This is a genomic window from Mesorhizobium newzealandense, from assembly GCF_042682145.1.
GTDB classification, from domain to species: domain Bacteria; phylum Pseudomonadota; class Alphaproteobacteria; order Rhizobiales; family Rhizobiaceae; genus Mesorhizobium; species Mesorhizobium newzealandense.
In genome coordinates this window covers 587,551-610,404 of record NZ_JBHUGZ010000030.1, presented here as the reverse complement: position 1 = coordinate 610,404, position 22,854 = coordinate 587,551, and the positions used below count along the sequence as shown (strand labels likewise).

Here is a 22,854-nt window from a genome sequence, read left to right as displayed (position 1 = left end):
TGCCAGGAGTTAAAAATGGCTGCCAAAGACGTAAAATTCTCCCGTGATGCCCGTGAGCGCATGCTGCGCGGCGTCAACATCCTCGCCGACGCGGTGAAGGTCACGCTCGGCCCCAAGGGCCGCAACGTCGTCATCGACAAGTCGTTCGGCGCCCCGCGCATCACCAAGGACGGCGTCACCGTCGCCAAGGAAATCGAGCTTGAGGACAAGTTCGAAAACATGGGCGCGCAGATGGTCCGCGAAGTTGCTTCGAAGACCAACGACATCGCCGGCGACGGCACCACGACCGCGACCGTTCTGGCGCAGTCGATCGTCCAGGAAGGCCACAAGGCGGTTGCCGCCGGCATGAACCCGATGGACCTGAAGCGCGGCATCGATCTGGCCGTGACCGAAGTCGTCGCGGCGCTCGGCAAGGCTGCCAAGAAGATCAAGACCTCCGAGGAAGTTGCCCAGGTCGGCACGATCTCGGCCAATGGCGACGAGTCGGTCGGCAAGATGATCGCGGAAGCGATGCAGAAGGTCGGCAACGAAGGCGTCATCACGGTTGAGGAAGCCAAGACCGCCGAGACCGAACTGGAAGTCGTCGAAGGCATGCAGTTCGACCGCGGCTACCTCTCGCCCTACTTCGTCACCAACGCCGACAAGATGGTTGCCGAACTCGAGGACGTCTACATCCTCCTGCACGAGAAGAAGCTCTCCAACCTCCAGGCCATGCTGCCGGTTCTCGAAGCCGTAGTGCAGACCTCGAAGCCGCTGCTGATCATCTCGGAAGACGTCGAAGGCGAGGCCCTGGCCACGCTGGTCGTCAACAAGCTGCGTGGCGGCCTGAAGATCGCCGCCGTCAAGGCGCCGGGCTTCGGCGATCGCCGCAAGGCAATGCTGGAAGACATCGCCATCCTCACCGGTGGCCAGGTCATCTCGGAAGACCTCGGCATCAAGCTCGAGAACGTCGGCCTCAACATGCTCGGCCGCGCCAAGAAGGTGTCGATCTCCAAGGAGAACACCACCATCGTCGACGGCGCCGGCAAGAAGGCCGAGATCCAGGGCCGCGTTGCCCAGATCAAGCAGCAGATCGAAGAGACCACGTCGGACTACGACAAGGAGAAGCTGCAGGAACGTCTCGCCAAGCTGGCGGGCGGCGTTGCGGTGATCCGCGTCGGCGGTGCGACGGAAGTCGAAGTCAAGGAAAAGAAGGACCGCGTCGATGACGCCCTCAACGCGACCCGCGCGGCCGTGGAAGAAGGCATCGTTGCTGGCGGCGGCGTCGCCCTGCTGCGCGCTTCGGCCAACATCAAGGCCACCGGCGCCAATGCCGACCAGGCTGCTGGCATCAACATCGTGCGCCGCGCGCTGCAGGCTCCGGCCCGCCAGATCGCGGCGAACGCTGGTGCGGAAGCATCGATCGTTGCCGGCAAGATCCTCGAGAACAAGGGCGCGACCTTCGGCTACAACGCCCAGACCGGCGAATATGGCGACATGATCGCCATGGGTATCGTCGATCCGGTCAAGGTTGTCCGTACGGCTCTCCAGGACGCGGCCTCGGTCGCCGGCCTGCTCGTCACCACCGAAGCCATGATCGCGGAGGCTCCGAAGAAGGAGTCGGCTGGCGGCGGCATGCCTGGCGGCATGGGCGGCGGCGGCATGGGCGGCATGGGTGGCATGGACTTCTAATCCAGCCCCTATCAGCCTTCAGATACGGAAAGGGCGCCGAAAGGCGCCCTTTTTGTTAGGCATGCACCTTGATCGCCGCGCCTTGATCGGCCTCAGACGGCGGCATCAGCACGTTGCCGTGCCACCCCAGACAGCACCGCGCCTTCAATCAGCGCCGCGACTTCGTCCGCCACCGCCAGCAGCGGGGCGCGGTCGCGGGTGGCGCGGGCGATCACCATCAGCCCTTCCAGCGACGATTCGACCAACAGCGCCAGAGCATGCGCGCGGCGCTCGGGCACCCCTGCCCTGACGAAAGCCTGTTGCAGAAGGCCGATCCATTGCTCGAAGGCCGACCGGCACAATTCCGCCAGTTCCGGCACGTCGGTCGGTGAATCCAGCACCACGGGTGCGATCGGGCAGCCGAGCGTGAATTGGTTCTCCTCAAGCATGCGTCCAACCGCCTGGTAGATATGGTGGACGGCCACTGCCGGATCCCGCTCGGCGGCCAGTGCCGCGCCCAGCCTTTCCGTCACCTGGTCGACGCTGTCCCGCGTCACCTCGATGACGAGCTGGTCCTTGCCGCCGGGAAAATGGAAGTAGAGCGAGCCGCGCGGCGCGCCGCTGGCGCTCAATATGTCGTTCAGCGAGGTGCCGTGATAGCCGCGTTGCCTGAGCAGCAGCGCCGTCGTCTCGAGTATGCGGGTGCGGGTGTCGTTCGCCATGTCAACCTCTGTCAGCAGCAATCATTATAGGCCTTGCGTCGAATATGACAATCGGTCTACATAATATGTAGATCAGTCTACATATTTAAGGGAGAGCCGCCATGCAGGCCTATCGTCTTGAAGGGTTCGGCGGGACCGAATGCCTGGTGATGCGCGACGAGGCGCAAGCTGAACCGAAACCGCATGAGATCGTGGTGCGCGTTCGTGCCACCTCGCTCAACCGGCGTGACACGATGATCCTCAACGGAACCTATCCGCTGACGCCGCGCCAAGGCGTCGTTCCCGTGAGCGACGGGGCTGGCGAGATCGTCGCCATTGGCGATGCCGTCACCCGCTTTGCCGTTGGCGATCGCGTGACCGGCAGCTATTTCGCCCGCTGGATCGACGGCCGCATCAACGCCGGGCTCATCGACCAGCTCGGCTGCACGCTGGACGGCATGCTGGCCGAATATGTCGATCTCGACGAGCAATGGGCGGTGCGATTGCCCGATCATCTCGACTGGCATGAGGCGGCAACGCTGACCTGCGCCGGTCTGACCGCCTGGAATGCGGTGACGGACGCCGGAATTCCGAAGCCTGGCCAATGGGTTCTGGTCATCGGCTCGGGTGGCGTCTCGCTGTTTGCGCTGCAGTTCGCCAAGCTGCTCGGTTGCCGCGTCGTCGCCGTCACCTCACGGGGCGAGAAGGCCGACAGGCTGCGAGCGCTAGGCGCCGACCTTGTGATCTCGACATCGGAGATGCCCGAATGGGGTGCGACTGTCCGCGACCAGACCGGCGGCATCGACCTCATCGTCGAGACCGGTGGCCCGGCGACATTCGCGCAGTCGCTGATCGCCAGCACACTCTACGGGCACATCGTGCTGCTGACGCTGCAGGACCTGCAAGGCAGGTCAATCGAGATGCCGGCAGCGCTCTACCAGCGCAGCCTCGCCACCATCAGCCGCCTTTTCGTCGGCAGCCGGACCAACCTCGAAGCCATGTTGCGCGCTGTTTCGCAGCACCGGCTGCGGCCCGTCATCGACAAGGTCTTTGCCTTCAGCGAGGCCGGCGCTGCGTACCGCTATTTCCAACAGGGCGACGTCTTCGGGAAGGTGGTCATCGACGGCGCCTGACCACTCGATTTCTCACAATCAACGGAGGAGCAGACAATGACAATTCGTGAAGCCTCGGCCGAGTGGCAGGGCACGCTGCGGGAAGGTTCAGGCCGGCTCCGGCTCGGCAGCGGCGTGTTCGAAGGCGCCTATTCCTTCCCCTCGCGTTTCGAAAACGGTCCGGGCACGAATCCGGAGGAACTGATTGCGGCAGCACATGCCGGCTGCTTCTCGATGGCCTTGAGCGCCATACTGGGCAGAGCCAATCACATCCCGACAAACATCAGCACCGTCGCCAAGGTGCATCTCGGCGTTAGCGCTGCCGGGCCGACGATCGTCCGCATCGAGATCGAGACGCAAGCCGAGATCCCGGGCCTTGCTCCGGACGAATTCCAGGCCCTCGCAGAAACGGCGAAAGCGACATGCCTTGTCTCGCGCGCCCTGGCCGGCGTGGCAACCATCACGCTCAAGGCCGGGCTCGTCGCGGCCGCCACCACGGAACATGAAATCAGGAGATGAGATGAAACAGGACAGCACCGTGACGCTTCATCCGGACGAACACTCCAGGCGCACAGCCGAAATCATGCAGCGCTTCAACGACGTGTTCCAGCTGCACGATCCGTCGGCGCTGCCTGGCCTGGTCGCCGAGCACTGCGTGATCGAAAACACCGTCCCGGCACCGGACGGCGCCCGTCATGCCGGCCGGGCGGCCTGCGTCCAGCTGTGGTCGGCGATCGCCACCCAGCCCGGCACGCGTTTCGACCTTGAGGAGACATTCGTTGCCGGCGAACGGGCAACGATCCGTTGGCGCTACTGGTTCGCCGACGGCAACTCCATCCGTGGCGTCAATCTGATGCGCGTCGAGGACGGGCTGATCGTCGAAGCCATGGGATACGTCAAGGGATAGTCCCCTCGCCCGCTCGCCGCTACCGGTCGGCCAATGCCAGCTTTGCGCCGAGCATGACGAAGGCGCCGGCGAAGGTCCGGCGCATCCAGGTCAGCACCATCGGCCGCGACACGACATGGCTGCGGATCGACGCGGCGAAAATGCCGTAGCCGACGAAAACCACGAAGGTCAAAAGCATGAAGACGGAGCTGAGTTCCAGCATCTTCGACAGCGCGTTGGGTTCGGTCGTGCTGACGAATTGCGGCAGGAAGGCGAAGAAGAAGATCGACAGTTTCGGATTGAGCACGTTGACGAGGATGCCGGTGCCAATCACCTTGCCGGCCGAGCGCGGCGTCACATCCTGCTCGACGCTCAGGCCACCCTTCTCCTTCAGCGTGTTCCAGGCCATGTAGAGCAGGTAGGCGACACCAAGATATTTCAGCGTCTCGAAGGCAACCGCACTGGTGTGGAGCAGCGCCGCAAGGCCGGTGATGGCGGCCGCCATATGCGGAATGATGCCGAGCGTGCAGCCGAAGGCGGCGATGATGCTGGCGCGCGCGCCGCGCGAAAGGCCGGCGCTCAGCGTGTAGAGAACGCCGGTGCCGGGCGAAGCCACGACGATCAGCGACGTCAACAGAAATTCGATGCTCACAATGGTTTCCTCCGGCGCCCTGCCCTGTCGCAGCGTAGCCAGCAAGGAGGATGCGCACAAGCCGCCGACAGTCGTTGCCAGTGCATGTTGCCCAAACTGCGCAGCGGTTCTGGGACAACGACGTGCACGAGACAAGGACTTTAAGAGGTTGGCAATCCGTGCGCCCGGCGGGCCATCAGGCAATCGTCGTCACCAGGCATGCAGGCGCGGCAGACATCCGGGCGGACTTCATAGATGCCGCAAGCGGTCGACTTGCCGATCTCGCCGGAGAGGGCCGAGCAGCGCACGCCCTCGCAGCGCATGCCGGACAAGTTGGCCGCCACATATTTTTCCGGGATGCGGTCGAGCTGCGCATCATCCTCGGTGGAAAAGCGCGGCCACTCCGCCGAATAGGAACAGCAGGCGCCGCAGCTCTGGCAGTCGAAGACAGGAGCGGTGCCGTGTTGCGGCGACGAAAGGTTTGTGGCGGCTACCAGGGCGAGCAGCCCCGGCGCGGCAGGATTGCGATCGGCGTCTTGCGGCAAGGCGTTATTTCTTCTTGCCTGTCTTGCCTTTTGGCGCATCGACCGGCGACTTGAACAGGTCGGTCGCAGCCTCGGCGGCTTCGCCGGCTTTCGCGGCAACCGGCTTGACCGGTTTTGCAGCGGCAGCTGGCGTTGCAGGCTGGTCCTTGGCGGAGAATTTTATGGCCATGTCAGTCCTCGTCGGCGAAGCGCGATGATGGTGCGCGCGGATTGCGCAAGCGGCCGATCAGCGCCGAAACCGCCGTGATGTTCATTTCCTCGGGCGACCAGTTCTTCACCGCCTCGATGTGGTGGGGCGCCAGTTCGCGATGCGTGCTGCCGCTGTAGGCAGCGTCCTGATGGGTCACCCGCTCATGTGTCTTGGCATCTTCGCGGACATATTCGATCAGGTAGTTCGGGCATTCGGCGCGACCGCGCACACCGACCCGCACCTGGGCATCGCCATGGGCGCGCTTGCAGCGCTCGAGCTTCTCAAGTACGCGCCGGACATATTCGACCGGCTTGTTGAGGCCATCGACCACGTCGGCGATGGTCGAGTCGGCGGCGATCAGTTTCGGAGGCACGCGCTTGGTGGCCATCAGCGTCTTCCGGCTCGTTTCGGCAAAGCGGAGAGCGCCGCAGCCGCTGCCATCTCGTCAGCCTCCTTCTCGAGGCGCTGTTCGCGCAAGCGCGCGGTCTTGGCTTCCCGCGCTTCGCTTACGGCATCGCGCTCGGAAATGATGCGGTTGAGCGACATCGACTGGGTCTGCGTCTTGCTGAACAGGGACACAGCCTGATCAGGAGCTGTCTTCGGATTGGCGGTCAAAATCTTTCTCCTGTCAGGAGCCTGGTGCCGATAGGGCGAGACCGGGTCTTCGGTCAGGACCACGCACAAAGCAATACGGCAGCGGATTCAAATTGCTGGAGCGTCCCTTAGCACGTTCGGGCCGACGCGCAGCGCATTTTCGGCGGCAAGACGCGCAAAATGAAAAAGGCCAGGCACCGCCTGACCTTCCATGAGAGCGCCGCGCATCCAGATGGATGCACAGGGAACGCCCTTCTCATGCGCATGACATGCCGTGGAAACTCAGGTCTCCGCGGCCACGCGCTCGAATTCGCCATTCACCGGTGCCAGTACATCCGTGGTCACCGGGAAGGCTGAATTCTGTCTTCAGGCCGCCTTCAACTGGTCGGCGGACATCTTGCCCGACTTGTTGTCGCGGACCATCTCGTAGCCGAGCTTCTGGCCCTCGACGATGTCGCGCATGCCGGCGCGCTCTACGGCCGAGATGTGGACAAAAACGTCGGCGGAGCCGTCGTCAGGCTGAATAAAACCAAAACCTTTGGTGGCGTTGAACCATTTAACTGTGCCGGTGCTCATGACGAACCCTTTCCATGGCAAATATTCGTTCGACGTCATGCGGATGCACAACGTCGTTTGTCCCGATTTTTGATGTTGGAAGTTCGTCAAAGGCGCGCTGCAAAGCGCGGATAACAAAAGTCAGTCAAACAAACATCGACAAATTTCTTGTAGGCTTCTTTTAGCGTCGTGTCAATTTCTGGTTTTCCACTATCAGGATTCAACGCAAGGTTGTCCGGCGCAAGGGACATCAGCTTGCGATTCCGGGCGCAGAAACAAGGCGTTCCTGTTCCCTCAAAAAAATTGCAGCATGCCGGGAACCAATTCCGCGCCCGTGCATTTGGGTGTTGTCAGCAGTTTTAGAGAGCAATCTCAGGAAGGCTGACACAAAGGACGCCTCCCGTACGATAAAAGGTGCGAGGGGCGTTCTTGTATGGTGGCGGGCTTTCCGGCCGCATGAGCCGTCGTGGCCTTGCCTACACCCTTTCCCGGATCATTTTGATGCCCAAGGGCCGAGCGCCGAGACCCGCGCCTTGCAGCCTCTCATTCGTCTGGGCCGGGCTCGGGCCAAGTCTCCTTGGCCGCTTCCGCGTACCAATGGCGCATTGCCGGGGTCGAAAGCACCGCATCGACATAGGCACGCGTATCTGGCGCCAGTGTGCCGCCATAGGTGTCGAAACGAGTGACAACCGGCGCATACATGGCGTCGGCTGCGGTGAAATGGCCGAACAGGAATGGGCCGCCCTTGCCGTGTTTTTCCCGGCACTCGCGCCATAGTGCCTCGATGCGCTCCCGCTGCGCCTCGCCCTCGGCGTCGAGCGGCTTGTGGCCTTTTGGCCGACGCAAATTCATCGGCCAGCCATAGCGGACCTCGCGAAAACCGGAATGCATCTCGGTCGCCACGGACCGCGCCAGCGCGCGGGCACCGATATCGGCCGGCCAGAGATTTTTCTCCGGAAACAGGTCGGCGAGATATTCAAGGATGGCAAGGGTTTCCCAGATGATCCTGCCGTCGTGATTCAAGACCGGCACCAGCCCGGTCGGCGAGATCTTGCCGAGATTGGCAGCGGTCTCAGGCGTGCGCAGCCGCACGAACCCTTCCTCGAACGGGATCTCCAGATGCTTCATCGCCACCCAGGGCCGCAGCGACCATGAGGAGAAGCATTTGTTGCCGATATGGAGTGTGAATTCAGCCATTTTTCTCCCCGCTCGCACGATTGCCGTCAAACCCTTTGGCCTGTGCGTCATCGCAGCCTATAGCCTGCCAGCCTTGCCGCCGAAAGCGGCGCGCGACTTGATCCGCTTGCGGAGGAGGCCTGGAACCGAAACGACACCGGCTCGTTAGCCTCCCGCGGTTGAATTCCCCCGAATTCAAAACTTCCAGGAGATGCGAAAAATGGTGAACAAGGATCAGGTCGCGGGCGTGGCCAAGCAGGTCAAGGGCTCGGTCAAGGAAGCCGCCGGCAAGGCAACCGGCAACAGGCAGACCCAGGCCGAAGGCACGGCCGACAAGATCGCCGGCAAGGTGCAGAAGGCCTATGGCGACGTGAAGGAAAAGGGCAAGAAAGCGCTCTGATCCCCACCGGGTATCGCTCTTGTCTGAAAAAGGCGGTCGCCACGGCCGCCTTTTTCATGTGCTCCAGTCCTTGCTGAAAGCATTGGTGAAGGCGACCTCGCCGTGATCACCGGTCGCCTCGCCCAGCACCACGTCCATGCCGTCGCTGGTCACCCTGGCCAGTGCAAAGCCACCCATATAGGCAGCCTTTGGCTTGATGAGGTCGAGCCCGTCACGGCGGTAGATCAGCGGCGTATCATGCTGGTGGCCATGGAAGATGGCGACGACATTGTAGCCTTTCAGCACCGCCAGCAATGCCTGCCGGTCTGTCTCGCTCCACCAGTGCGGTGCACCGGCACCGTCATCGTCGTAGGTCTTTTTGGCGGCATCCCACCGTTCTATCGAGAAGGTGTCCCAGCCATAGTGCTGGAACAGGATGACCGGGCGGCCATCCGCCGCGTAGGTCGCCAGATCCTGCTTCAGCCATGGCAGGCTGCTGTCGGCGCCGTGGCCGGTATCACCGGCGAAACGATGCGTCTGGACAAGATGCAGGCCGCCCCAGTCCCAGGAATAGCAGTCGGTGTCGACGTCGTAGTCGGTGGCCGGCACCGGTGGCTTGAAGAACACGCCGGCGCGGTGATTGACCTCGACATAGTCACGCAATTCGCGCCGATACCAGTCGACATGGTGCGGCGGGCCGTTCTGGTCGAGATCGTGGTTGCCGAGCCCGACATACACCGGCATGTGCACCCGATCGGAGCCGACGCCTTGCTGGTAACGCTGGCTGAACTGGAGCAGTTGGGTGCCCTCGCTTGGCTGGGTGATCTGGCCGCCGCCATCGTCGGTGATGTCGCCGCCGACGACAAGGCCAAGCGGCGAGCCGATACGGCTGCCGGCCGAGCGCAGGCCGGTGGCGGCGCCGTTGATCTCGGCGGGCCAGTCCTTGTCGCCGAGACCGTTCAGCGCTGCCACGTTGCGCAGCAGGGCGGCGTCGGTCTTGCCCTCCAGCTGGCAGTTGGGGCTCAAGCCGCTCGCCATGCGGCAGGCATGGGCATCGGCGATGAACAGGAAAGTGGCGTCGATCGGCTGGATGCGCTGCCCGGTCTGGCCAAACGCCTGATGTGACAGCGCGCCGGCCGCGGCAAATCCCGCGGCCTGGGTCAGAAAGCTGCGTCGAGAAAACAAACCAGGCGAACGGCGATTCATCATGCGGTGAATTTCAGCATAGAGAGCGGCCGGCCGTCCAGTTCACCGCGCGGTATCGCGACAACAGCGTGAAAGAGCAACTCGATAACGTTTGGGATCATGCTCTAGGCCTCGCCCAGCGCCGCCAGACAGTCCCGCAGCACGGTGGCATCCTGCGCCGTCTTGGCCATCGACATGGCGCCGGAATAGGTGGCCACGGTTAGTGCCGCGAAACGCTGCGGATCGGTGCCTTGCTCCCTGCCCGCCCGCTGGTCGGCCCTGGCCTTGTCGGCGATCGCCTGGCGCCACGCCGAAAAGATTGCGGCAAGGGCAATCCGGAAATCGGGATCGGCGAGCGACAGTTCATGCGCCAGATTGTTGAGCGGGCAGCCGCGCACGAAACCCTGTTGTTCCAGTTCCGCCGCAACGGCCTCGAACACCGCGCGCACGCCCTCGCGCACGGATGCCGCCGCCAGTACCGGCGCGATCCATGTCTCTTCGACTGCTGCCGCCACACGCTCGTCGATCACTGCCAGTGCCAGTGCCTTCTTGGTCGGGAAATGATGATGCAGCGCGCCGCCGCTGACGCCTGCCGCCGCCATCAGGTCGCCGAGGCTGGTGGCATGATAGCCGCGCGCCTGAAACGATTCCTCGGCAACATCGAGCACTTTGTTGCGCATGCCTTCGGGGTCGTTGATGCGTTTGCAGGCAAGCCGTGCCATCGCGAATCTCCCCCTTCACCCCTTGTGGGGGAGAAGGTGCCTGAACGAAGTGAAGGCGAATGAGGGGTGCTCCAGCTTGGCATAGACGGCGCTCCGTCCAGCACCCTCATCCGTCTTGGCGCTGCGCGCCAATCCACCTTCTCCCACAAGGGGAGGAGGCAGAAGAAGATACCATATTGACAAAACAGGACAACCGGTCTGTTTATAAACAGGATGATCACCCTGTTTAGGAGATTGATGGATGACCTTGCCCCTGAATGCCCCATCGGACCCCGCGGTGCCCGCCTCGCCTGTCGTCGAGTTGCGGCAGTACACGCTGAAGCCCGGCAAGCGCGACACGCTCATCGACATCTTCGACAGCAGACTGATCGAGGGCCAGGAGGACGCCGGGATGACCATCATTGGCCAGTTCCGGGATCTCGATCGTCCCGACATGTTCGTCTGGATGCGCGGCTTCGACGGCATGGACGCGCGCAAGAATGCACTGGCAGCCTTTTATGGCGGACCGGTCTGGGCGGCACACAGCAATGCGGCCAACGCAGCAATGATCGATTCCGACGATGTCTTGCTGCTCAAGCCGGCATGGGCAGGCGCCGGCTTCGACCTCTCGGGCACACCACGGGCGGGCTTGACGGCGAACAGGTTGCTGTCGGGCATTGTTGTCATCCAGATTCATCATTTGCGGCCCGGCGCCGAAACCATTTTCGCCAATCGTTTTGAGGCCGAAATAGCACCACTGATGACGGCACCCGGCGCACGCCTGCTCGCCGCGTTCGTTACGGAGCATGCCGAAAACAGCTTTCCGCGCCTGCCGGTACGAGCCAGCGAAAACGTCTTCATCAGTGTCACCGGCTGCGACAGCGCGGAAACATACGACGGCCATGAGGCCACGCTTGTCGGCTCGCCCGCATGGCAACCGTTTTGGCAGGCTGCCCGGCAGGATCTCACCAGACTGACGGAGACATTGCGTCTATCGCCGACCTCGCGTTCGCGGCTTGGGCAACAGTCCGCTTGATCAGCGGCGATTATGGAGTTGAAGCCCCTGCAGGATTTGCGACGGCCTCGCGCATTGTTCGGGCGCTAGCCGAACCCGAATGTCTTGCCTATGGCGTTGGCAACAAAGGCCGGATCCTCCCAATGAGGATTGTGGCCACACGCCTCGGCGTGCACGAGACTTGCCCCCACAAGGGAATGCGACAGTGCCTGCTGATGCGCCTCGCCAAACAGCGGGTCGCGCGCGCCGGCGATGATCAGCGTTCGAGCCTGCACGGCCCGCGCCGCGCCACTCAGATCGGCGCGGCGGATTTCCTTCAGGATCGCTCGCCAGCGCGACGCCGGCATCGCCGAGGCGTCTTTCGCCAGACCGGCGAGAAAGGCCTGGGGCACGCCAGGCCGGCAGGCATGCCACCAGGCATAGAACGGGTCGGCCGTCGATATCGGGTCGCGCAGAGCCTGAACGCCCACGACCAGTGGATGGTCCTGCGCCAGATCGGGCTTCAATGTGCCAGCCAGTAGCACCAGCCCGCTGATGAGCTCGTTGTGCCGCGCGGCCAGCGCGATAGCCACCATGGCGCCCAGCGAATGGCCGACGACCACCGGCCGGTCAAGCCGCAAGCGGCTGATCAATCCGGCAATGTCACTTGCGAAATCGGCGATGCGGCAGCCCTTGCCGGCTTGCGTACCGCCATGGCCGCGTAGATCCGGGATGACCAGCCGGCGGCCGGCAAGATGCGGCGCCAAGAGCGAAAAGCTGCGGCTGGTGTCGGTGAAGCCGTGCACCAACAGCAGCGCCGGCTCGGCACCAGCGATTTCGACATAGGCGATGTCGAGATCGCCACTGTCGACGGATTGCTTGCGGGCGGCCCAGGCGTCCTGTTGCGCACAGGCATTCGGCAAGGCATCAAGTGCTGCCGGTCTCACAGGCCGAGCTTTTCCTTGACCGCGGCAAGGCCTGGCTTGCCGTCGAATGTGGTGACGCCGGCGAGCCAGGTGTCGAGCCGATCCTTGTTCAGCGTGATCGCCTTCAGCCCCGCCTCTTCCGGCTTCATACCGTCATTGATCAGGTAGCCCATGCCGACATTCTCGAAATCGATGTCGAAGGCCAGGTTCTTCAGCAGTTGCCCGGCATTCGGGCACTGTTCGAGATAGCCCTTGCGCGCTTGCGTGGTCACCGTCGCCGCGCCGAGGTTAGGGCCATAAAACTTGTCGCCGCCAGTGAGATACTTGAAGTCGTACATGGTGTTCATCGGATGCGGGGCCCAGCCCTGGAAGACGATGAACTGCTTTTCCTTTATCTCGTAGCCGACCTCGGACAGCATGCCGGCTTCGCTCGACTCGACGACCTGCCAACCATTGAGGCCAAGCGACGGATCGGCGATGGCATCCATCATCAACTGGTTCGAGCCAGGTTCGATGCCGTACATCTTCTTACCGAACTTGTCGGCGAATTTGTGCAAGTCGGCGAAGTCCTTGACGCCGGCGTCCCAGATATAGGTCGGAACAGCGAAGGTGTATTTGGCGCCTTCGAGATTGACGCGCACGTTCTCGACCGAGCCGTCCTTCTTGTAGGGCTCGTAATAGGTGACCATGGCCGGGTTCCAGTAACCCAGGAACAGGTCGAGATCGTTGTTCTTCATGCCTTCGTAGATGACGTTGATACCGAGCACCGAACTCTGCGGCTGATAGCCAAGGGCTTCGAACAGAACATCGGCAACCCCGGTCGTGAAGGCCAGATCGTTCCAGCCGGGTTCGGCCATGCGGACGGCCCTGCACTGCTCGGGCTCAGTTGCTTGAGCCGCATGAGAGGCCAGCGCCAGGGTGGCGAGACAGACGCCATTTGCAAGGATGCGAAACATTCCGGTTCTCCTCATTGTCAAAATTGACCGACTAGTCTTTTTATTGTCCCATTGGTCAATTGTTGATCTGAGTGGGCGAAAATGTCAATGTGGATTCGCAATGCATGGATCGATCCGGTGAAACTCAAGCGTCTCAGCGACATACGCCGCAAGGAGCTGCGGCAGGCGGCGTTCGCGGTGCTGGAGCGCGAGGGGATTGCCGGCGCGACGCTGGAAAAGGTGGCGGCCCAGGCCGGCGCCTCCAAGGGAATCGTGCTGCACTATTTCCGCAACAAGCAGGAATTGTTCGAGCACGCGATGCGCGAAGCCAACGCCGTCCTGTGCCACGCGGTGATCGCGCGGCTGCGCCGGGCCAAAACTCCGATGGAGCGCATGGATGCCGTGATCGAGGGCAATTTCGAACCGCATCTTTTTCAGCCTCCTCTCTGCCACGCCTGGCTTTCGCTTTGCGCCGAGGTGCCGCGCGACGAGAAGATGGCGCGTATCCAGAGGGTGATTCACGCGCGCATGCGGTCGAACCTGTTGTCCGGCCTGCGCGGCCTTGCCTCGCCGGCGGATGCCGACGACATCGCGCTTGGCGTCACCGCGTTGATCGACGGGCTTTGGCTGCGGCTCGGCCTGCAGCCGGGCAGCGTCTCGCGCGAACAGGCGGTCCGCCAGGTCAAGAATTTTGTCGCGGGGCGGCTCGCCACCCGGGAGCCCATGCGAGAGCCGGCGGCGGTCGAAGTTCATACCGTGGGATAGACCGATGGCTTGACCGCGGCCGCTATATACGCTGCTCTCGAAGTGGCCAAAGCTGCCTCGGAGCGTCGAATGAGCCTTCATAACAAGCGCGCGCTGGTTACCGGCGGGTCGGACGGGATCGGCCTTGCGATCGCCGAGGCCTTTTCGCGCGAGGGTGCGGACGTCCTGATCGTCGGCCGCGACACCGAAAAGCTCGACGCCGCCCGCAAGCACCTCGGCGGCAGCGTCGAGGCGCTGTCGGCCGATCTTGCCACATCGGCCGGCATCGCAGCCGTTGTCGAGCATGTGAAACAATCCGGCAGGCCGCTCGATATCCTCGTCAACAATGCCGGGGTGGCTTTCCTGGTGCCGTTCGAAACCGTCAGCGAGGCGCAGTTCCAGCAATCCTTCGCGCTCAATGTGACGGCGGTGTTCTTCCTCACCCAGGGGCTGCTGCCGCATCTGCCAGCCGGCGCGTCGGTGATCAACATCTCGTCCTACTTCGCCAACAAGATGATCCCAAAGCGGCCGTCGAGCCTCTATTCCCTGTCGAAGGGCGCGTTGAACTCGCTGACCAAATCGCTGGCCTTCGAACTCGGCCCGCGCGGCATCCGCGTCAACGCCATCGCGCCCGGCACGGTGGACACGGCCATGCGGCGCATGACAGTCGACAATTTGCCGGCCGAGGCGAAGGCGGAGCTGAAGGCCTATGTCGAGCGCAGCTATCCGCTCGGCAGAATCGGCCGCCCCGACGACCTGGCCGGCATCGCGGTCTATCTCGCGAGCGACGAGGCGGCCTGGACCAGCGGTGGCATCTTTGCAGTGGACGGCGGATACACAGCCGGGTGACCCGCCCGGCTTTCCCGTCGAGGGGCAAGGGCTTCAACCGATTTGCATCCTCGCCGCCCGCAATCTCCGCTTGAAGCCGTTTGTGCAACGCGATACGCCGTTGCCGACTTCGACAAGGAGAGACCCGTGACCGCTGCAAAGATCAGAACCGAAACCGATACGTTCGGGCCGATCGAAGTCGCCGCCGACCGCTATTGGGGCGCGCAGGCGCAGCGCTCCCTGGGCAACTTCAAGATCGGCTGGGAAAAGCAGCCGGCGTCGATCGTGCGTGCGCTCGGCGTCGTCAAGCGGGCGGCGGCGGAAGCCAACATGGAACTGAACCGGCTCGATCCGGCGATCGGCAAGGCGATCATCGAGGCGGCGCAAGAAGTTATCGACGGCAAGCTCAACGACCATTTTCCGCTGGTCGTCTGGCAGACCGGCTCCGGCACCCAGTCCAACATGAACGCCAATGAGGTGATCTCCAACCGGGCGATCGAGATGCTGGGCGGCGTCATGGGCTCGAAGAAGCCGGTGCATCCCAACGACCACGTCAACATGAGCCAGTCGTCGAACGACACCTATCCGACGGCCATGCACATCGCCTGCGCCGAGCGCATTGTGCACGACCTGCTGCCGGCGCTGAAGCACCTGCACAAGGCGCTGGACGCCAAGAGCCGGGCATTCGCCCACATCATCAAGATCGGCCGCACGCACACGCAGGATGCCACCCCCCTTACCCTCGGCCAGGAATTTTCGGGCTATGCCGCACAGGTCGCCTCGTCGATCAAGCGCATCGAGCTGACGCTGCCCGGCCTGCAGGAGCTGGCGCAGGGCGGCACCGCCGTCGGCACCGGCCTCAATGCGCCCGTCGGCTTCGCCGAAAGGGTGGCGGACCGCATCGCCGCCATCACCGGCATCGCCTTCGTCACCGCGCCGAACAAGTTCGAGGCGCTGGCGGCCCACGATTCGATGGTGTTCTCGCACGGCGCCATCAACGCGGCGGCCGCGGCGTTGTTCAAGATCGCCAACGACATCCGCTTCCTCGGCTCCGGCCCACGCTCGGGCCTCGGCGAACTGTCGCTGCCGGAAAACGAGCCGGGCTCCTCGATCATGCCGGGCAAGGTCAATCCGACCCAGTGCGAGGCGATGACGCAGGTCTGCGTGCAGGTGTTCGGCAACAATGCCGCCCTCACCTTCGCCGGCAGCCAGGGCCATTTCGAGCTCAACGTCTACAACCCGCTGATGGCCTACAATTTCCTGCAGTCGGTGCAGTTGCTTTCCGACGCTTCAGTCTCCTTCACCGACAATTGCGTCGTCGGCATCGAGGCGCGGGAAGACAATATCAAGGCGGCACTCGACCGCTCGCTGATGCTTGTGACGGCACTGGCGCCGACCATCGGTTACGACAACGCCGCCAAGATCGCCAAGACCGCGCACAAGAACGGCACCACGCTGCGCGAGGAAGCGCTGGCCACCGGGCTGGTCAGCGAAGCCGACTACGACCGGCTGGTGCGGCCCGAGGATATGACGCATCCGGGGTAAGGTTTTTCGGCGGGAGAATTTCCTCTCGCCGCAGCCTGACTCGACGCGAATTTTGCGTAAGTTGCCCGATCACGGAAATGTAAGCGCTGTGAACAATGTGTCGCCAGTCTGGCGGCTTTGGTGAACAGTCCGCGTGCTCTATCTCAGCGGGATCAACCCCTTCCTGGAGAGAGTCACCATGTCCATCAACACTTCCGTCGCCGGTTCCGGCGCTTCCAATGCCTCAGCCACCATCCTCCTCGGTCGCGTCCTGCTCGCCGTCATCTTCCTGCTTTCAGGTTTCGGCAAGCTCACCGCGATCGCCGGCACAGCCGGCTATTTCGGCAGCCTCGGCCTGCCCCTGCCGACCGCGACGGCTATCATCGTCGGCCTGATCGAGCTTCTCGGCGGCATCGCCATCCTCATTGGCTTCCAGACCCGGATTGCCGCCTGGGTGCTCGCGATCTTCACCGTCGCCACCGCGCTGGTCGCCCATACCGGCTGGGCCGATCAGATGCAGATGATCAACTTCCTCAAGAACCTGGGGATTGCCGGCGGCTTCATCGTGCTGGCCACCTCGGGCGCAGGCGCCTATTCGGTCGACGCCAAGCGCGGCTGAAGCCACCAACAATCAAAGAAAAAAGGGGCGCGGAATTTTCCGCGCCCCTCTTTCGTTGTCTATCCGAGCGTCCCAGCTGACCAATTCCTGCTAGGATCGTGGCGTCGGGATGGGGAACGGTCTCAGCCACCCCTGCCCGATCGACATCGGAGGTGACAAGCATGCCCCGCAACGCACTGCTTCTGCTTTCCCGGCTGCTTCTTGCCGCCCTGTTCGTGCCCTCCGGCTTCCACGCGCTTTCCGACATTGCCGGCACGACAGGCTATTTCGCCGGCCTCGGCGTGCCGCTGCCGACACTTGCCGCCTGGGGCACAGGCTTGTTCGAACTGATCGCCGGATTGCTCGTCCTGGTCGGCTTCCAGACCCGGATCACGGCGCTGCTGCTTGCCGCCTTCTGCATCGTCGCCGGTTTCATCGGCCATTACGGCCAGGGCGGCGGCGACGCGATGCTCACCTTCCTGCACCAGCAGATGCTGATGAAGGACATCGCCATATCGGGTGGTTTTCTGGCGCTGGCGATGGCCGGGGCCGGCGTGTGGTCAGCCGACGGGCGTGTTTCGGCGTAAGGCCTACTTCACCGACACACTCGGTCCGCCCTCGACGGCCAGCACCAGGCGGCGGTTGGTTATCCTTGCCAGTTGCGCCAGGCGCCCGGCCGGCCGTTCGCCATAGAGGTCGGCCAGCGATGCGGGCAAGACCAGCGCCAATACGCCATTGCCACGCTGTTCCCATTTCAGCCTGGGCATGATGCCGGGCATCGACGCCGTCAGCAGGTAGACGACGCGCATCATCGCCGCCAGCACCCGTGCCCGCTCCAGATAACGCGGCGAAGCCAGCGCCTTGATCTCGGGGGCGATGGCTTCGTTGAAGATGCCATCGTGGCGATAGGCATTGGCCATCGCCAGGAAGGCACGGCCGGGATGGTCGACACCGAAGAAGGACGCGTGCGCGATGATGTTGAGCGACTGCTTGCCGCGATATTCGGGATGCGCGCGCCAGCCGATGTCGGCCAGCAATGCGGCAGCGTGGCGGTAGCGCGCCTCGTCCTCGGTCTCGTCGATGCCGAAGGCGGCAAAGGTCCTGGCGGTCCAGTCGACAAGTTCATGCGCATGGGTGACGGAGCGTGAGCGCAGACGGGCGAGTTCCTCCGAGGCCGAAATCAGTGGGTCCGCCTTCTGCTCGGCCTCGTCGAGCAGCGAATAGAGAAAGCCTTCGCGCACGCCGAGCGCCGAGACGATGATCTTCGACGGCTGCATCGCCGCCATGATCTCCTGCAGCACGATGGCGCCATAGGGCAGCAGCGAACGGCGATTCTTCGAAACGCCTTCGATACCCTTGACCTTCTCGATCTCGGCTTTGGCGACCTGCTTGAGGAAGTTCGTCGCACTGTCGGCGCTGATCTCGTAGTGGTGCATGACGCCAAGCGGATAATTGGTCATTTCCATGTGCAGCCGGGCGAGATTTCGCCAGGTGCCGCCAACGGCGTAGAAGGGCCTGCCCTGCCCGCCTTTCAATAGCTTCGCTTTCGCCAGTTCGTCGCGCGTGATCTTCGCCGCCTGGGTCAGCGAATTCTTCGCCATGTCCTGCAGGCGCAGGCCGCCCAGCGGCAGCGTTATGCCGTCGCCGATCGCTTCGCCGTTGACGTCGACCAGTTCGAGGCTGCCGCCACCCAGATCGCCAGCGATGCCATTGGCCGGGTGGAAGCCTGAAATGACGCCGAGCGCCGAATAATAGGCTTCCTGGCGACCGCTTATCACGCGGATCTCGGTCTTGAGCACGTCCTCGGCCCGGTGGATGAAATCGGGACCGTTGATTGCCTCGCGGGCCGCGGCGGTGGCCAGCACATACATGTGCTCGGCGCCGGCCTGGTCGGAGAGCGCGCGAAAGCGGCGGAACTCCTCCATCGAGCGTGTCACCGCCTCGGGGTCGAGCTTGCCGGTCGACACGATGCCACGGCCAAGGCCGGCCAGCATCTTTTCGTTGAACAGCATAGTCGGCGAGCGCGCCAGCCCCTCATAGACGACGAGACGGATCGAGTTCGACCCGATGTCGATGATGGACAGCGGTCGGCGGTCCTGCAACCGGCCCTGGGAATCAGACAGCATCAGCTGGACGCTGCGGCGTTCTTCTTGCGGCGCTTGAACTGCGCGATGCGCTTGGGTGCATGCGACTTCAGCGCGTCACCCCGTCCCGACAGGCTCGGATTGGTCATGAAATATTCCTGCGCGTTGAACGGTTCCTCGCCCTCCTCCAGCACGACGCGCCGGGAGGTTCCATCAGCCAATACGTCGAAACTTTGCTGATTGTCCATGATGTTGCCCAGCATGATCTGGCCCAGGATCTGTTCATGCACAGTTGGATTGGTGATCGGCACCATGGTCTCGACGCGGCGGTCGAGATTGCGCGGCATGAGGTCGGCCGAAGAGATGTAGACGATCGCCCCGTCCGAGGGCAGCCCATGGCCGTTGCCGAAGCAATAGATGCGGCTGTGTTCGAGAAAACGTCCGACGATCGACTTGACCCTGATGTTTTCCGACAGGCCCGGCACTTGCGGCCGCAGGCAGCAGATGCCGCGCACGACGAGGTCGATCTCGACGCCGGCGCGGCCGGCGTCATAGAGCGCATCGATGATGATCGGATCGACAAGCGCGTTCATCTTCATCCAGATGCGTGCCGGCCTCCCCTCCACCGCATGGGCGATCTCGTCGGCAATATGCTTCAAGATGCGGCTTCTCAGCGTGAACGGCGAGATCGCCAACCGCATTTCATCCGTCGGCTCGGCATAGCCGGTGATGAAATTGAACAGCTGGGCGACATCGCGGGCAATCGTCGGATCGGTGGTGAAGAAGGACAGATCGGTGTAGATGCGCGCGGTGACCGGATGGTAGTTACCGGTGCCGAGATGCACGTAGTTGCGCAGCTTGCCGTCCTCGCGCCGCACCACCAGCGACATTTTCGCATGGGTTTTCAGCTCAAGGAAGCCGAACACGACCTGCACGCCGGCGCGCTCCAGGTCGCGCGCCCAGCGGATGTTGGCTTCCTCGTCGAAACGCGCCTTGAGCTCGACCAGCGCGGTGACCGACTTGCCGGCCTCGGCCGCGTCGACCAGCGCGCGCACGATCGGGCTGTCGTTTGACGTGCGGTAAAGCGTCTGCTTGATCGCCACCACTTCGGGATCGGCCATCGCCTGGCGCAGGAACTGCACCACCACGTCGAAGGATTCGTAGGGATGATGGACGACGATGTCCTTCTCGCGGATGGCGGCAAAACAGTCGCCGCCATGCTCGCGGATGCGCTCGGGGAAGCGCGGATTGTAAGGCGTGAATTTGAGGTCGTCGCGGGGGACGGCGACGATCTCGGAAATCTGGCTGAGCGCCAGCGGCCCGGTCAGGACGCTGATGCGGCTCGACGACACGCCAAGCTCGCCGGCAACGAACTCACGCAATTCGCCGGGCATCAGTCTGTCGAATTCGATGCGGATCACCGAACCGCGGCGGCGGCGCTTCAGCGCCGTCTCGAACAGGCGCACCAGATCCTCGGATTCCTCCTCGACCTCGATATCGCTGTCCCGGATGATGCGGAATGTGCCGGAGCCCTTGACCTCGTAGCCGGGAAACAGCTTGCCGATATAGAGGCCGACCGCCTCTTCCAGCGGGATGAAGCGGACATGGTGCTTGCGGTCCGGCAGACGGATGAAGCGCTTCAGCGCCACCGGCAGGCGCAGCAGCGCGCTCATCTCCTCGCCATTCTTGCGGTGGCGCAATTGCAGCGCCATCGAGAAGCCGAGATTGGGAATGAACGGGAACGGATGCGCCGGGTCGATCGACAACGGGGTGAGCACCGGAAACACCTGCTCCTGAAAATGGTCTTCCAGCCAGACCTTTTCGTCCTTGGTCAGGGCATCGCGGGTGATGCTCTCGATGCCTTCCTTGTTGAGCAGCACGGTAAGCGCCGAAAGGCTCTTCTGCTGGTCTTCCTGCAGCCGCTCGACCTCCCGCAGCAGCTGTTCGAGCTGCTGTTCGGGGGTTCGGCCGTCAGGGCTCTTCAGCGTGATGCCCTCGCGCACCTGGCCGGCAAGACCGGCGACGCGGACCATGAAGAACTCGTCCAGATTGGCCGCCGAGATCGACAGGAAGCGGACGCGCTCGAGCAGCGGATGATTGAGATTCAGCGATTCCTCGAGAACGCGCCGGTTGAACTGCAGCCAGGAAAACTCCCGGTTGACAAAGCGATCCGGGTTGCCGCCCTCCGGGCGAACCACCTCGATATTCACGAATTCGCTCTGCACCGGCTTCAGTTCGTTCATGATTCCCGCTCTTCCCCGCAACCGCTCGCCGGTTAACCGGCTTAACTTATCCTCTGACAGGCTTTTGCGACAGTTTGATTTCATCGAACTTGCAAAGAGACGGGTTATGATCCAGATGCAGAGGAGACTGCGTTAAGGAGACGACGATGGCAGGCGGTTCCATTCCCCATTTTCAGAACGATGCGGGCCACCCGGCAATCGACATCGGCGTCAAGGAATTCATGTGCACGGGCGCCAACCCGCCTTTCGACCATCCCCACGTGTTTCTCGACATGGGCGACGACAATGAAAAAGTCTGCCCCTATTGCTCGACGCTCTACCGCTATTCGCCAAAGCTGAAGGCGACGGAAACGCTGCCCGCCGGCTGCATCTACATCGACCAGGCTGCCTGATTCTTTCGCGACAAGCCCGATGGACGACAGGCGGTCCCGGCAAGTCGTTATCGCCGGGGCCGGCGTTGCCGGGCTGACCGCGGCCGTTGCTTTCGCCGAACGCGGCTACCTTGTGCAGGTGTTCGAACAGGCGCAGCGCCTGGAAGCCGCCGGCGCCGGCATCCAGCTTTCTCCCAACGCAACACGCATCCTTCGCCAGCTTGGGGTGCTCGACCGACTGCTGCCGGCAACGGTGCGGCCGGAAGCCGTGGTGCTGAAGGACGCCGCGACGTTGCGCGAACTGGCACGTGTGCCGCTCGGACAAGCCGCCGAAGCCCGCTGGCAGGCACCCTATCTCGTCGCCCACAGGGCCGACCTGCAGAGTGCCCTGACTGCGCGCGTTGCCGAGATGCCGAACATTCTTCTGACCACCGGTGCGCAGGTCAGCAGTGTTGCCAAAGGCAGCCATGGTGTCACCGTGGCTGCCGAGATAGCCGGCGAGACGGTCGAGGCCGGAGGCTTCCTGCTGGTCGGCGCCGATGGCGTCTGGTCATCGCTGCGCGGCCTTGTCGACACAACCAAGGGGGCGGCGTCGCCAAGAAGCCATTTTTCGGGCGAACTGGCGTGGCGCGCCACCATTCCCGCCGACAGCGCTGCTGGACAAGCCTTTGCCGCGATCGGTGCCACCAATTGCGTCACCACCTTCCTGCATCCCGGCTTCCACATGGTCGCCTATCCCGTCAGCCAAGGTGATGCCTTCAATCTTGCCGCCTTCACCAAGGGCGAACGCATTGCCGAGGGCTGGTCCGGCAACGCCGACGCAGGGATTCTGGCCGGTGCGCTGCGCGGTACGGCGGCAGCGCTCGCCCGTCTGGTTGGGGAATCCGGCCCGTGGACGGCATGGCCGATCCATACGGTCGACAGCAAACAACCTTGGACGACCGATGGCATGGCGCTGATCGGCGATGCCGCGCATGCGATGACGCCGTTCGCGGCGCAAGGTGCCGCCATGGCGATCGAAGATGCGGCGACGCTTGCGGATGTCCTTGCCGACTTCCCCACCGACCCGGCACAAAGCCTTCAAATCTGGGAGAACCTGCGGCGGCCGCGCGTCGCAAAGGTCGCCCGTCGTGGCGCCGTCAATCGCCTTGCCTGGCATGCCGCGGGTCCAGTGGCTATCGCGCGCAATCTGTTCCTGAAAATGCGCTCGTCGGACAAACTCGCCGCCGATCTGGATTGGCTTTATGGCTGGCAACCGCAGAAAATCATCCGACGCTGAAAGGCCTGGATGCCGGCCCGTGG

Annotated in this window: 28 protein-coding genes; 13 read left to right on the top strand and 15 right to left on the bottom strand. The window is 63.2% G+C overall.

The window, feature by feature from the left end; all coding sequences use genetic code 11:
- Window positions 1–15: 15 nt before the first annotated feature.
- The gene (gene groL, locus ACFSOZ_RS37070) at window positions 16–1,671 is read left to right on the top strand and encodes a chaperonin GroEL (RefSeq protein ID WP_027042159.1); all 1,656 of its coding nucleotides are present in this window, start codon (window positions 16–18) and stop codon (window positions 1,669–1,671) included.
- Between the two features lie 92 nt (window positions 1,672–1,763).
- On the opposite strand, the gene ACFSOZ_RS37065 is transcribed toward groL, so the two are convergent.
- On the bottom strand, window positions 1,764–2,372 hold the full coding sequence (locus ACFSOZ_RS37065; RefSeq protein ID WP_379106550.1) for a TetR/AcrR family transcriptional regulator: 609 nt from the start codon (window positions 2,370–2,372) through the stop codon (window positions 1,764–1,766).
- A gap of 101 nt (window positions 2,373–2,473) precedes the next feature.
- Here ACFSOZ_RS37065 and ACFSOZ_RS37060 point away from each other — a divergent pair, with 101 nt between their 5' ends.
- Genes ACFSOZ_RS37060 through ACFSOZ_RS37050 form a run of 3 tightly spaced genes read left to right on the top strand, consistent with a single transcriptional unit; the run spans window position 2,474 to window position 4,370 of the window.
- Window positions 2,474–3,484 carry a zinc-dependent alcohol dehydrogenase family protein gene (locus tag ACFSOZ_RS37060; protein ID WP_379106548.1) on the top strand — a complete coding sequence of 337 codons (1,011 nt, stop codon included), beginning with the start codon at window positions 2,474–2,476 and terminating at the stop codon, window positions 3,482–3,484.
- 36 nt (window positions 3,485–3,520) lie between these two features.
- Window positions 3,521–3,982, top strand: a complete 462-nt coding sequence (locus ACFSOZ_RS37055) for an OsmC family protein (protein ID WP_379106546.1) — start codon at window positions 3,521–3,523, stop codon at window positions 3,980–3,982.
- 1 nt (window position 3,983) lies between these two features.
- The gene (locus ACFSOZ_RS37050) at window positions 3,984–4,370 is read left to right on the top strand and encodes a nuclear transport factor 2 family protein (protein ID WP_379106545.1); all 387 of its coding nucleotides are present in this window, start codon (window positions 3,984–3,986) and stop codon (window positions 4,368–4,370) included.
- A gap of 19 nt (window positions 4,371–4,389) precedes the next feature.
- Here ACFSOZ_RS37050 and ACFSOZ_RS37045 read toward each other — a convergent pair whose 3' ends face one another.
- From ACFSOZ_RS37045 to ACFSOZ_RS37010, 8 genes are all read right to left on the bottom strand, one after another.
- The gene (locus ACFSOZ_RS37045) at window positions 4,390–5,001 is read right to left on the bottom strand and encodes a LysE family translocator (protein WP_379106542.1); all 612 of its coding nucleotides are present in this window, start codon (window positions 4,999–5,001) and stop codon (window positions 4,390–4,392) included.
- A 140-nt stretch (window positions 5,002–5,141) separates the two neighbouring features.
- Window positions 5,142–5,525, bottom strand: a complete 384-nt coding sequence (locus ACFSOZ_RS37040; RefSeq protein ID WP_379106540.1) for a YkgJ family cysteine cluster protein — start codon at window positions 5,523–5,525, stop codon at window positions 5,142–5,144.
- Between the two features lie 4 nt (window positions 5,526–5,529).
- Window positions 5,530–5,694, bottom strand: a complete 165-nt coding sequence (locus ACFSOZ_RS37035) for a hypothetical protein (RefSeq protein ID WP_379106538.1) — start codon at window positions 5,692–5,694, stop codon at window positions 5,530–5,532.
- 1 nt (window position 5,695) lies between these two features.
- Complete coding sequence (locus ACFSOZ_RS37030; protein ID WP_379106536.1) at window positions 5,696–6,103, bottom strand: hypothetical protein; 408 nt, start codon at window positions 6,101–6,103, stop codon at window positions 5,696–5,698.
- A complete protein-coding gene (locus ACFSOZ_RS37025; protein WP_379106535.1) occupies window positions 6,103–6,330 on the bottom strand; it encodes a hypothetical protein in 228 nt (75 codons plus the stop codon). Before ACFSOZ_RS37025 ends, ACFSOZ_RS37030 begins: the two co-directional genes overlap by 1 nt.
- Before the next feature lie 345 nt (window positions 6,331–6,675).
- The gene (locus tag ACFSOZ_RS37020; RefSeq protein WP_010915421.1) at window positions 6,676–6,885 is read right to left on the bottom strand and encodes a cold-shock protein; all 210 of its coding nucleotides are present in this window, start codon (window positions 6,883–6,885) and stop codon (window positions 6,676–6,678) included.
- An 86-nt stretch (window positions 6,886–6,971) separates the two neighbouring features.
- A complete protein-coding gene (locus ACFSOZ_RS37015; RefSeq protein WP_379106532.1) occupies window positions 6,972–7,115 on the bottom strand; it encodes a hypothetical protein in 144 nt (47 codons plus the stop codon).
- A 292-nt stretch (window positions 7,116–7,407) separates the two neighbouring features.
- The gene (locus tag ACFSOZ_RS37010) at window positions 7,408–8,061 is read right to left on the bottom strand and encodes a glutathione S-transferase family protein (RefSeq protein ID WP_379106530.1); all 654 of its coding nucleotides are present in this window, start codon (window positions 8,059–8,061) and stop codon (window positions 7,408–7,410) included.
- A 190-nt stretch (window positions 8,062–8,251) separates the two neighbouring features.
- On the opposite strand from ACFSOZ_RS37010, the gene ACFSOZ_RS37005 reads away from it, so the two are divergent.
- Window positions 8,252–8,440: a CsbD family protein gene (locus ACFSOZ_RS37005; protein WP_379106528.1), complete on the top strand. Its 189-nt coding sequence runs from the start codon at window positions 8,252–8,254 to the stop codon at window positions 8,438–8,440.
- A gap of 54 nt (window positions 8,441–8,494) precedes the next feature.
- Here the strand turns inward: ACFSOZ_RS37005 and ACFSOZ_RS37000 are convergent, their stop codons facing one another.
- A complete protein-coding gene (locus ACFSOZ_RS37000) occupies window positions 8,495–9,628 on the bottom strand; it encodes a metallophosphoesterase (protein ID WP_379106525.1) in 1,134 nt (377 codons plus the stop codon).
- A 101-nt stretch (window positions 9,629–9,729) separates the two neighbouring features.
- Window positions 9,730–10,326 carry a TetR/AcrR family transcriptional regulator gene (locus ACFSOZ_RS36995; RefSeq protein ID WP_379106523.1) on the bottom strand — a complete coding sequence of 199 codons (597 nt, stop codon included), beginning with the start codon at window positions 10,324–10,326 and terminating at the stop codon, window positions 9,730–9,732.
- 241 nt (window positions 10,327–10,567) lie between these two features.
- Between ACFSOZ_RS36995 and ACFSOZ_RS36990 the strand changes: the two genes are divergently transcribed.
- Entirely contained in the window at window positions 10,568–11,341 is a 774-nt protein-coding gene (locus ACFSOZ_RS36990; protein ID WP_379106521.1) for an NIPSNAP family protein, read from the top strand.
- 65 nt (window positions 11,342–11,406) lie between these two features.
- On the opposite strand, the gene ACFSOZ_RS36985 is transcribed toward ACFSOZ_RS36990, so the two are convergent.
- Window positions 11,407–12,246, bottom strand: coding sequence for an alpha/beta fold hydrolase (locus tag ACFSOZ_RS36985; protein ID WP_379106519.1), 840 nt, complete (start codon window positions 12,244–12,246; stop codon window positions 11,407–11,409).
- Complete coding sequence (gene choX, locus ACFSOZ_RS36980; protein WP_379106517.1) at window positions 12,243–13,181, bottom strand: choline ABC transporter substrate-binding protein; 939 nt, start codon at window positions 13,179–13,181, stop codon at window positions 12,243–12,245. The genes ACFSOZ_RS36985 and choX overlap by 4 nt, the downstream gene beginning before the upstream one ends.
- An 81-nt stretch (window positions 13,182–13,262) precedes the next feature.
- Between choX and betI the strand changes: the two genes are divergently transcribed.
- The 5 genes from betI to ACFSOZ_RS36955 all read left to right on the top strand — a co-directional run bounded on the left by betI (window position 13,263) and on the right by ACFSOZ_RS36955 (window position 17,441).
- Window positions 13,263–13,925 (top strand): choline-binding transcriptional repressor BetI, encoded by a 663-nt coding sequence (betI, locus tag ACFSOZ_RS36975; RefSeq protein WP_379106515.1) that lies wholly within the window; start codon window positions 13,263–13,265, stop codon window positions 13,923–13,925.
- Window positions 13,926–13,994: 69 nt separating this feature from the next.
- Window positions 13,995–14,753, top strand: coding sequence for an SDR family NAD(P)-dependent oxidoreductase (locus ACFSOZ_RS36970; protein WP_379106514.1), 759 nt, complete (start codon window positions 13,995–13,997; stop codon window positions 14,751–14,753).
- A 126-nt stretch (window positions 14,754–14,879) separates the two neighbouring features.
- On the top strand, window positions 14,880–16,277 hold the full coding sequence (gene fumC / locus ACFSOZ_RS36965; protein WP_379106512.1) for a class II fumarate hydratase: 1,398 nt from the start codon (window positions 14,880–14,882) through the stop codon (window positions 16,275–16,277).
- Between the two features lie 178 nt (window positions 16,278–16,455).
- A complete protein-coding gene (locus ACFSOZ_RS36960) occupies window positions 16,456–16,875 on the top strand; it encodes a DoxX family protein (protein ID WP_111549407.1) in 420 nt (139 codons plus the stop codon).
- Between the two features lie 161 nt (window positions 16,876–17,036).
- Window positions 17,037–17,441 (top strand): DoxX family protein, encoded by a 405-nt coding sequence (locus tag ACFSOZ_RS36955; RefSeq protein WP_379106509.1) that lies wholly within the window; start codon window positions 17,037–17,039, stop codon window positions 17,439–17,441.
- 3 nt (window positions 17,442–17,444) lie between these two features.
- Here the strand turns inward: ACFSOZ_RS36955 and ppx are convergent, their stop codons facing one another.
- Window positions 17,445–18,980, bottom strand: coding sequence for an exopolyphosphatase (gene ppx, locus ACFSOZ_RS36950; RefSeq protein ID WP_379106507.1), 1,536 nt, complete (start codon window positions 18,978–18,980; stop codon window positions 17,445–17,447).
- Entirely contained in the window at window positions 18,980–21,181 is a 2,202-nt protein-coding gene (locus ACFSOZ_RS36945; RefSeq protein WP_379106505.1) for an RNA degradosome polyphosphate kinase, read from the bottom strand. Before ACFSOZ_RS36945 ends, ppx begins: the two co-directional genes overlap by 1 nt.
- A gap of 146 nt (window positions 21,182–21,327) precedes the next feature.
- On the opposite strand from ACFSOZ_RS36945, the gene ACFSOZ_RS36940 reads away from it, so the two are divergent.
- A complete protein-coding gene (locus ACFSOZ_RS36940) occupies window positions 21,328–21,573 on the top strand; it encodes a zinc-finger domain-containing protein (protein WP_378979043.1) in 246 nt (81 codons plus the stop codon).
- A gap of 19 nt (window positions 21,574–21,592) precedes the next feature.
- Entirely contained in the window at window positions 21,593–22,831 is a 1,239-nt protein-coding gene (locus tag ACFSOZ_RS36935; protein ID WP_379106503.1) for an FAD-dependent monooxygenase, read from the top strand.
- Window positions 22,832–22,854: the final 23 nt, after the last annotated feature.

Excerpts from the sequence above, each read along its gene's own strand:
- ACFSOZ_RS36995 (WP_379106523.1), bottom strand. The coding sequence starts at position 10,326 with ATGGCACGGCTTGCCTGCAAACGCATCAACGACCCCGAAGGCATGCGC.
- ACFSOZ_RS37035 (WP_379106538.1), bottom strand. The coding sequence starts at position 5,694 with ATGGCCATAAAATTCTCCGCCAAGGACCAGCCTGCAACGCCAGCTGCC.
- ACFSOZ_RS37055 (WP_379106546.1), top strand. The coding sequence starts at position 3,521 with ATGACAATTCGTGAAGCCTCGGCCGAGTGGCAGGGCACGCTGCGGGAA.
- ACFSOZ_RS37065 (WP_379106550.1), bottom strand. The coding sequence starts at position 2,372 with ATGGCGAACGACACCCGCACCCGCATACTCGAGACGACGGCGCTGCTG.
- ACFSOZ_RS37000 (WP_379106525.1), bottom strand. The coding sequence starts at position 9,628 with ATGATGAATCGCCGTTCGCCTGGTTTGTTTTCTCGACGCAGCTTTCTG.
- ACFSOZ_RS37030 (WP_379106536.1), bottom strand. The coding sequence starts at position 6,103 with ATGGCCACCAAGCGCGTGCCTCCGAAACTGATCGCCGCCGACTCGACC.
- ACFSOZ_RS36955 (WP_379106509.1), top strand. The coding sequence starts at position 17,037 with ATGCCCCGCAACGCACTGCTTCTGCTTTCCCGGCTGCTTCTTGCCGCC.
- ACFSOZ_RS37020 (WP_010915421.1), bottom strand. The coding sequence starts at position 6,885 with ATGAGCACCGGCACAGTTAAATGGTTCAACGCCACCAAAGGTTTTGGT.
- ACFSOZ_RS36970 (WP_379106514.1), top strand. The coding sequence starts at position 13,995 with ATGAGCCTTCATAACAAGCGCGCGCTGGTTACCGGCGGGTCGGACGGG.
- ACFSOZ_RS36935 (WP_379106503.1), top strand. The coding sequence starts at position 21,593 with ATGGACGACAGGCGGTCCCGGCAAGTCGTTATCGCCGGGGCCGGCGTT.
- ACFSOZ_RS36940 (WP_378979043.1), top strand. The coding sequence starts at position 21,328 with ATGGCAGGCGGTTCCATTCCCCATTTTCAGAACGATGCGGGCCACCCG.
- ACFSOZ_RS37005 (WP_379106528.1), top strand. The coding sequence starts at position 8,252 with ATGCGAAAAATGGTGAACAAGGATCAGGTCGCGGGCGTGGCCAAGCAG.
- choX (WP_379106517.1), bottom strand. The coding sequence starts at position 13,181 with ATGTTTCGCATCCTTGCAAATGGCGTCTGTCTCGCCACCCTGGCGCTG.
- betI (WP_379106515.1), top strand. The coding sequence starts at position 13,263 with ATGTCAATGTGGATTCGCAATGCATGGATCGATCCGGTGAAACTCAAG.
- groL (WP_027042159.1), top strand. The coding sequence starts at position 16 with ATGGCTGCCAAAGACGTAAAATTCTCCCGTGATGCCCGTGAGCGCATG.
- ACFSOZ_RS37050 (WP_379106545.1), top strand. The coding sequence starts at position 3,984 with ATGAAACAGGACAGCACCGTGACGCTTCATCCGGACGAACACTCCAGG.
- ACFSOZ_RS37060 (WP_379106548.1), top strand. The coding sequence starts at position 2,474 with ATGCAGGCCTATCGTCTTGAAGGGTTCGGCGGGACCGAATGCCTGGTG.
- ACFSOZ_RS37015 (WP_379106532.1), bottom strand. The coding sequence starts at position 7,115 with ATGTCCCTTGCGCCGGACAACCTTGCGTTGAATCCTGATAGTGGAAAA.
- ACFSOZ_RS37010 (WP_379106530.1), bottom strand. The coding sequence starts at position 8,061 with ATGGCTGAATTCACACTCCATATCGGCAACAAATGCTTCTCCTCATGG.
- ACFSOZ_RS36960 (WP_111549407.1), top strand. The coding sequence starts at position 16,456 with ATGTCCATCAACACTTCCGTCGCCGGTTCCGGCGCTTCCAATGCCTCA.
- ACFSOZ_RS36990 (WP_379106521.1), top strand. The coding sequence starts at position 10,568 with ATGACCTTGCCCCTGAATGCCCCATCGGACCCCGCGGTGCCCGCCTCG.
- ACFSOZ_RS36945 (WP_379106505.1), bottom strand. The coding sequence starts at position 21,181 with ATGAACGAACTGAAGCCGGTGCAGAGCGAATTCGTGAATATCGAGGTG.
- ppx (WP_379106507.1), bottom strand. The coding sequence starts at position 18,980 with ATGCTGTCTGATTCCCAGGGCCGGTTGCAGGACCGCCGACCGCTGTCC.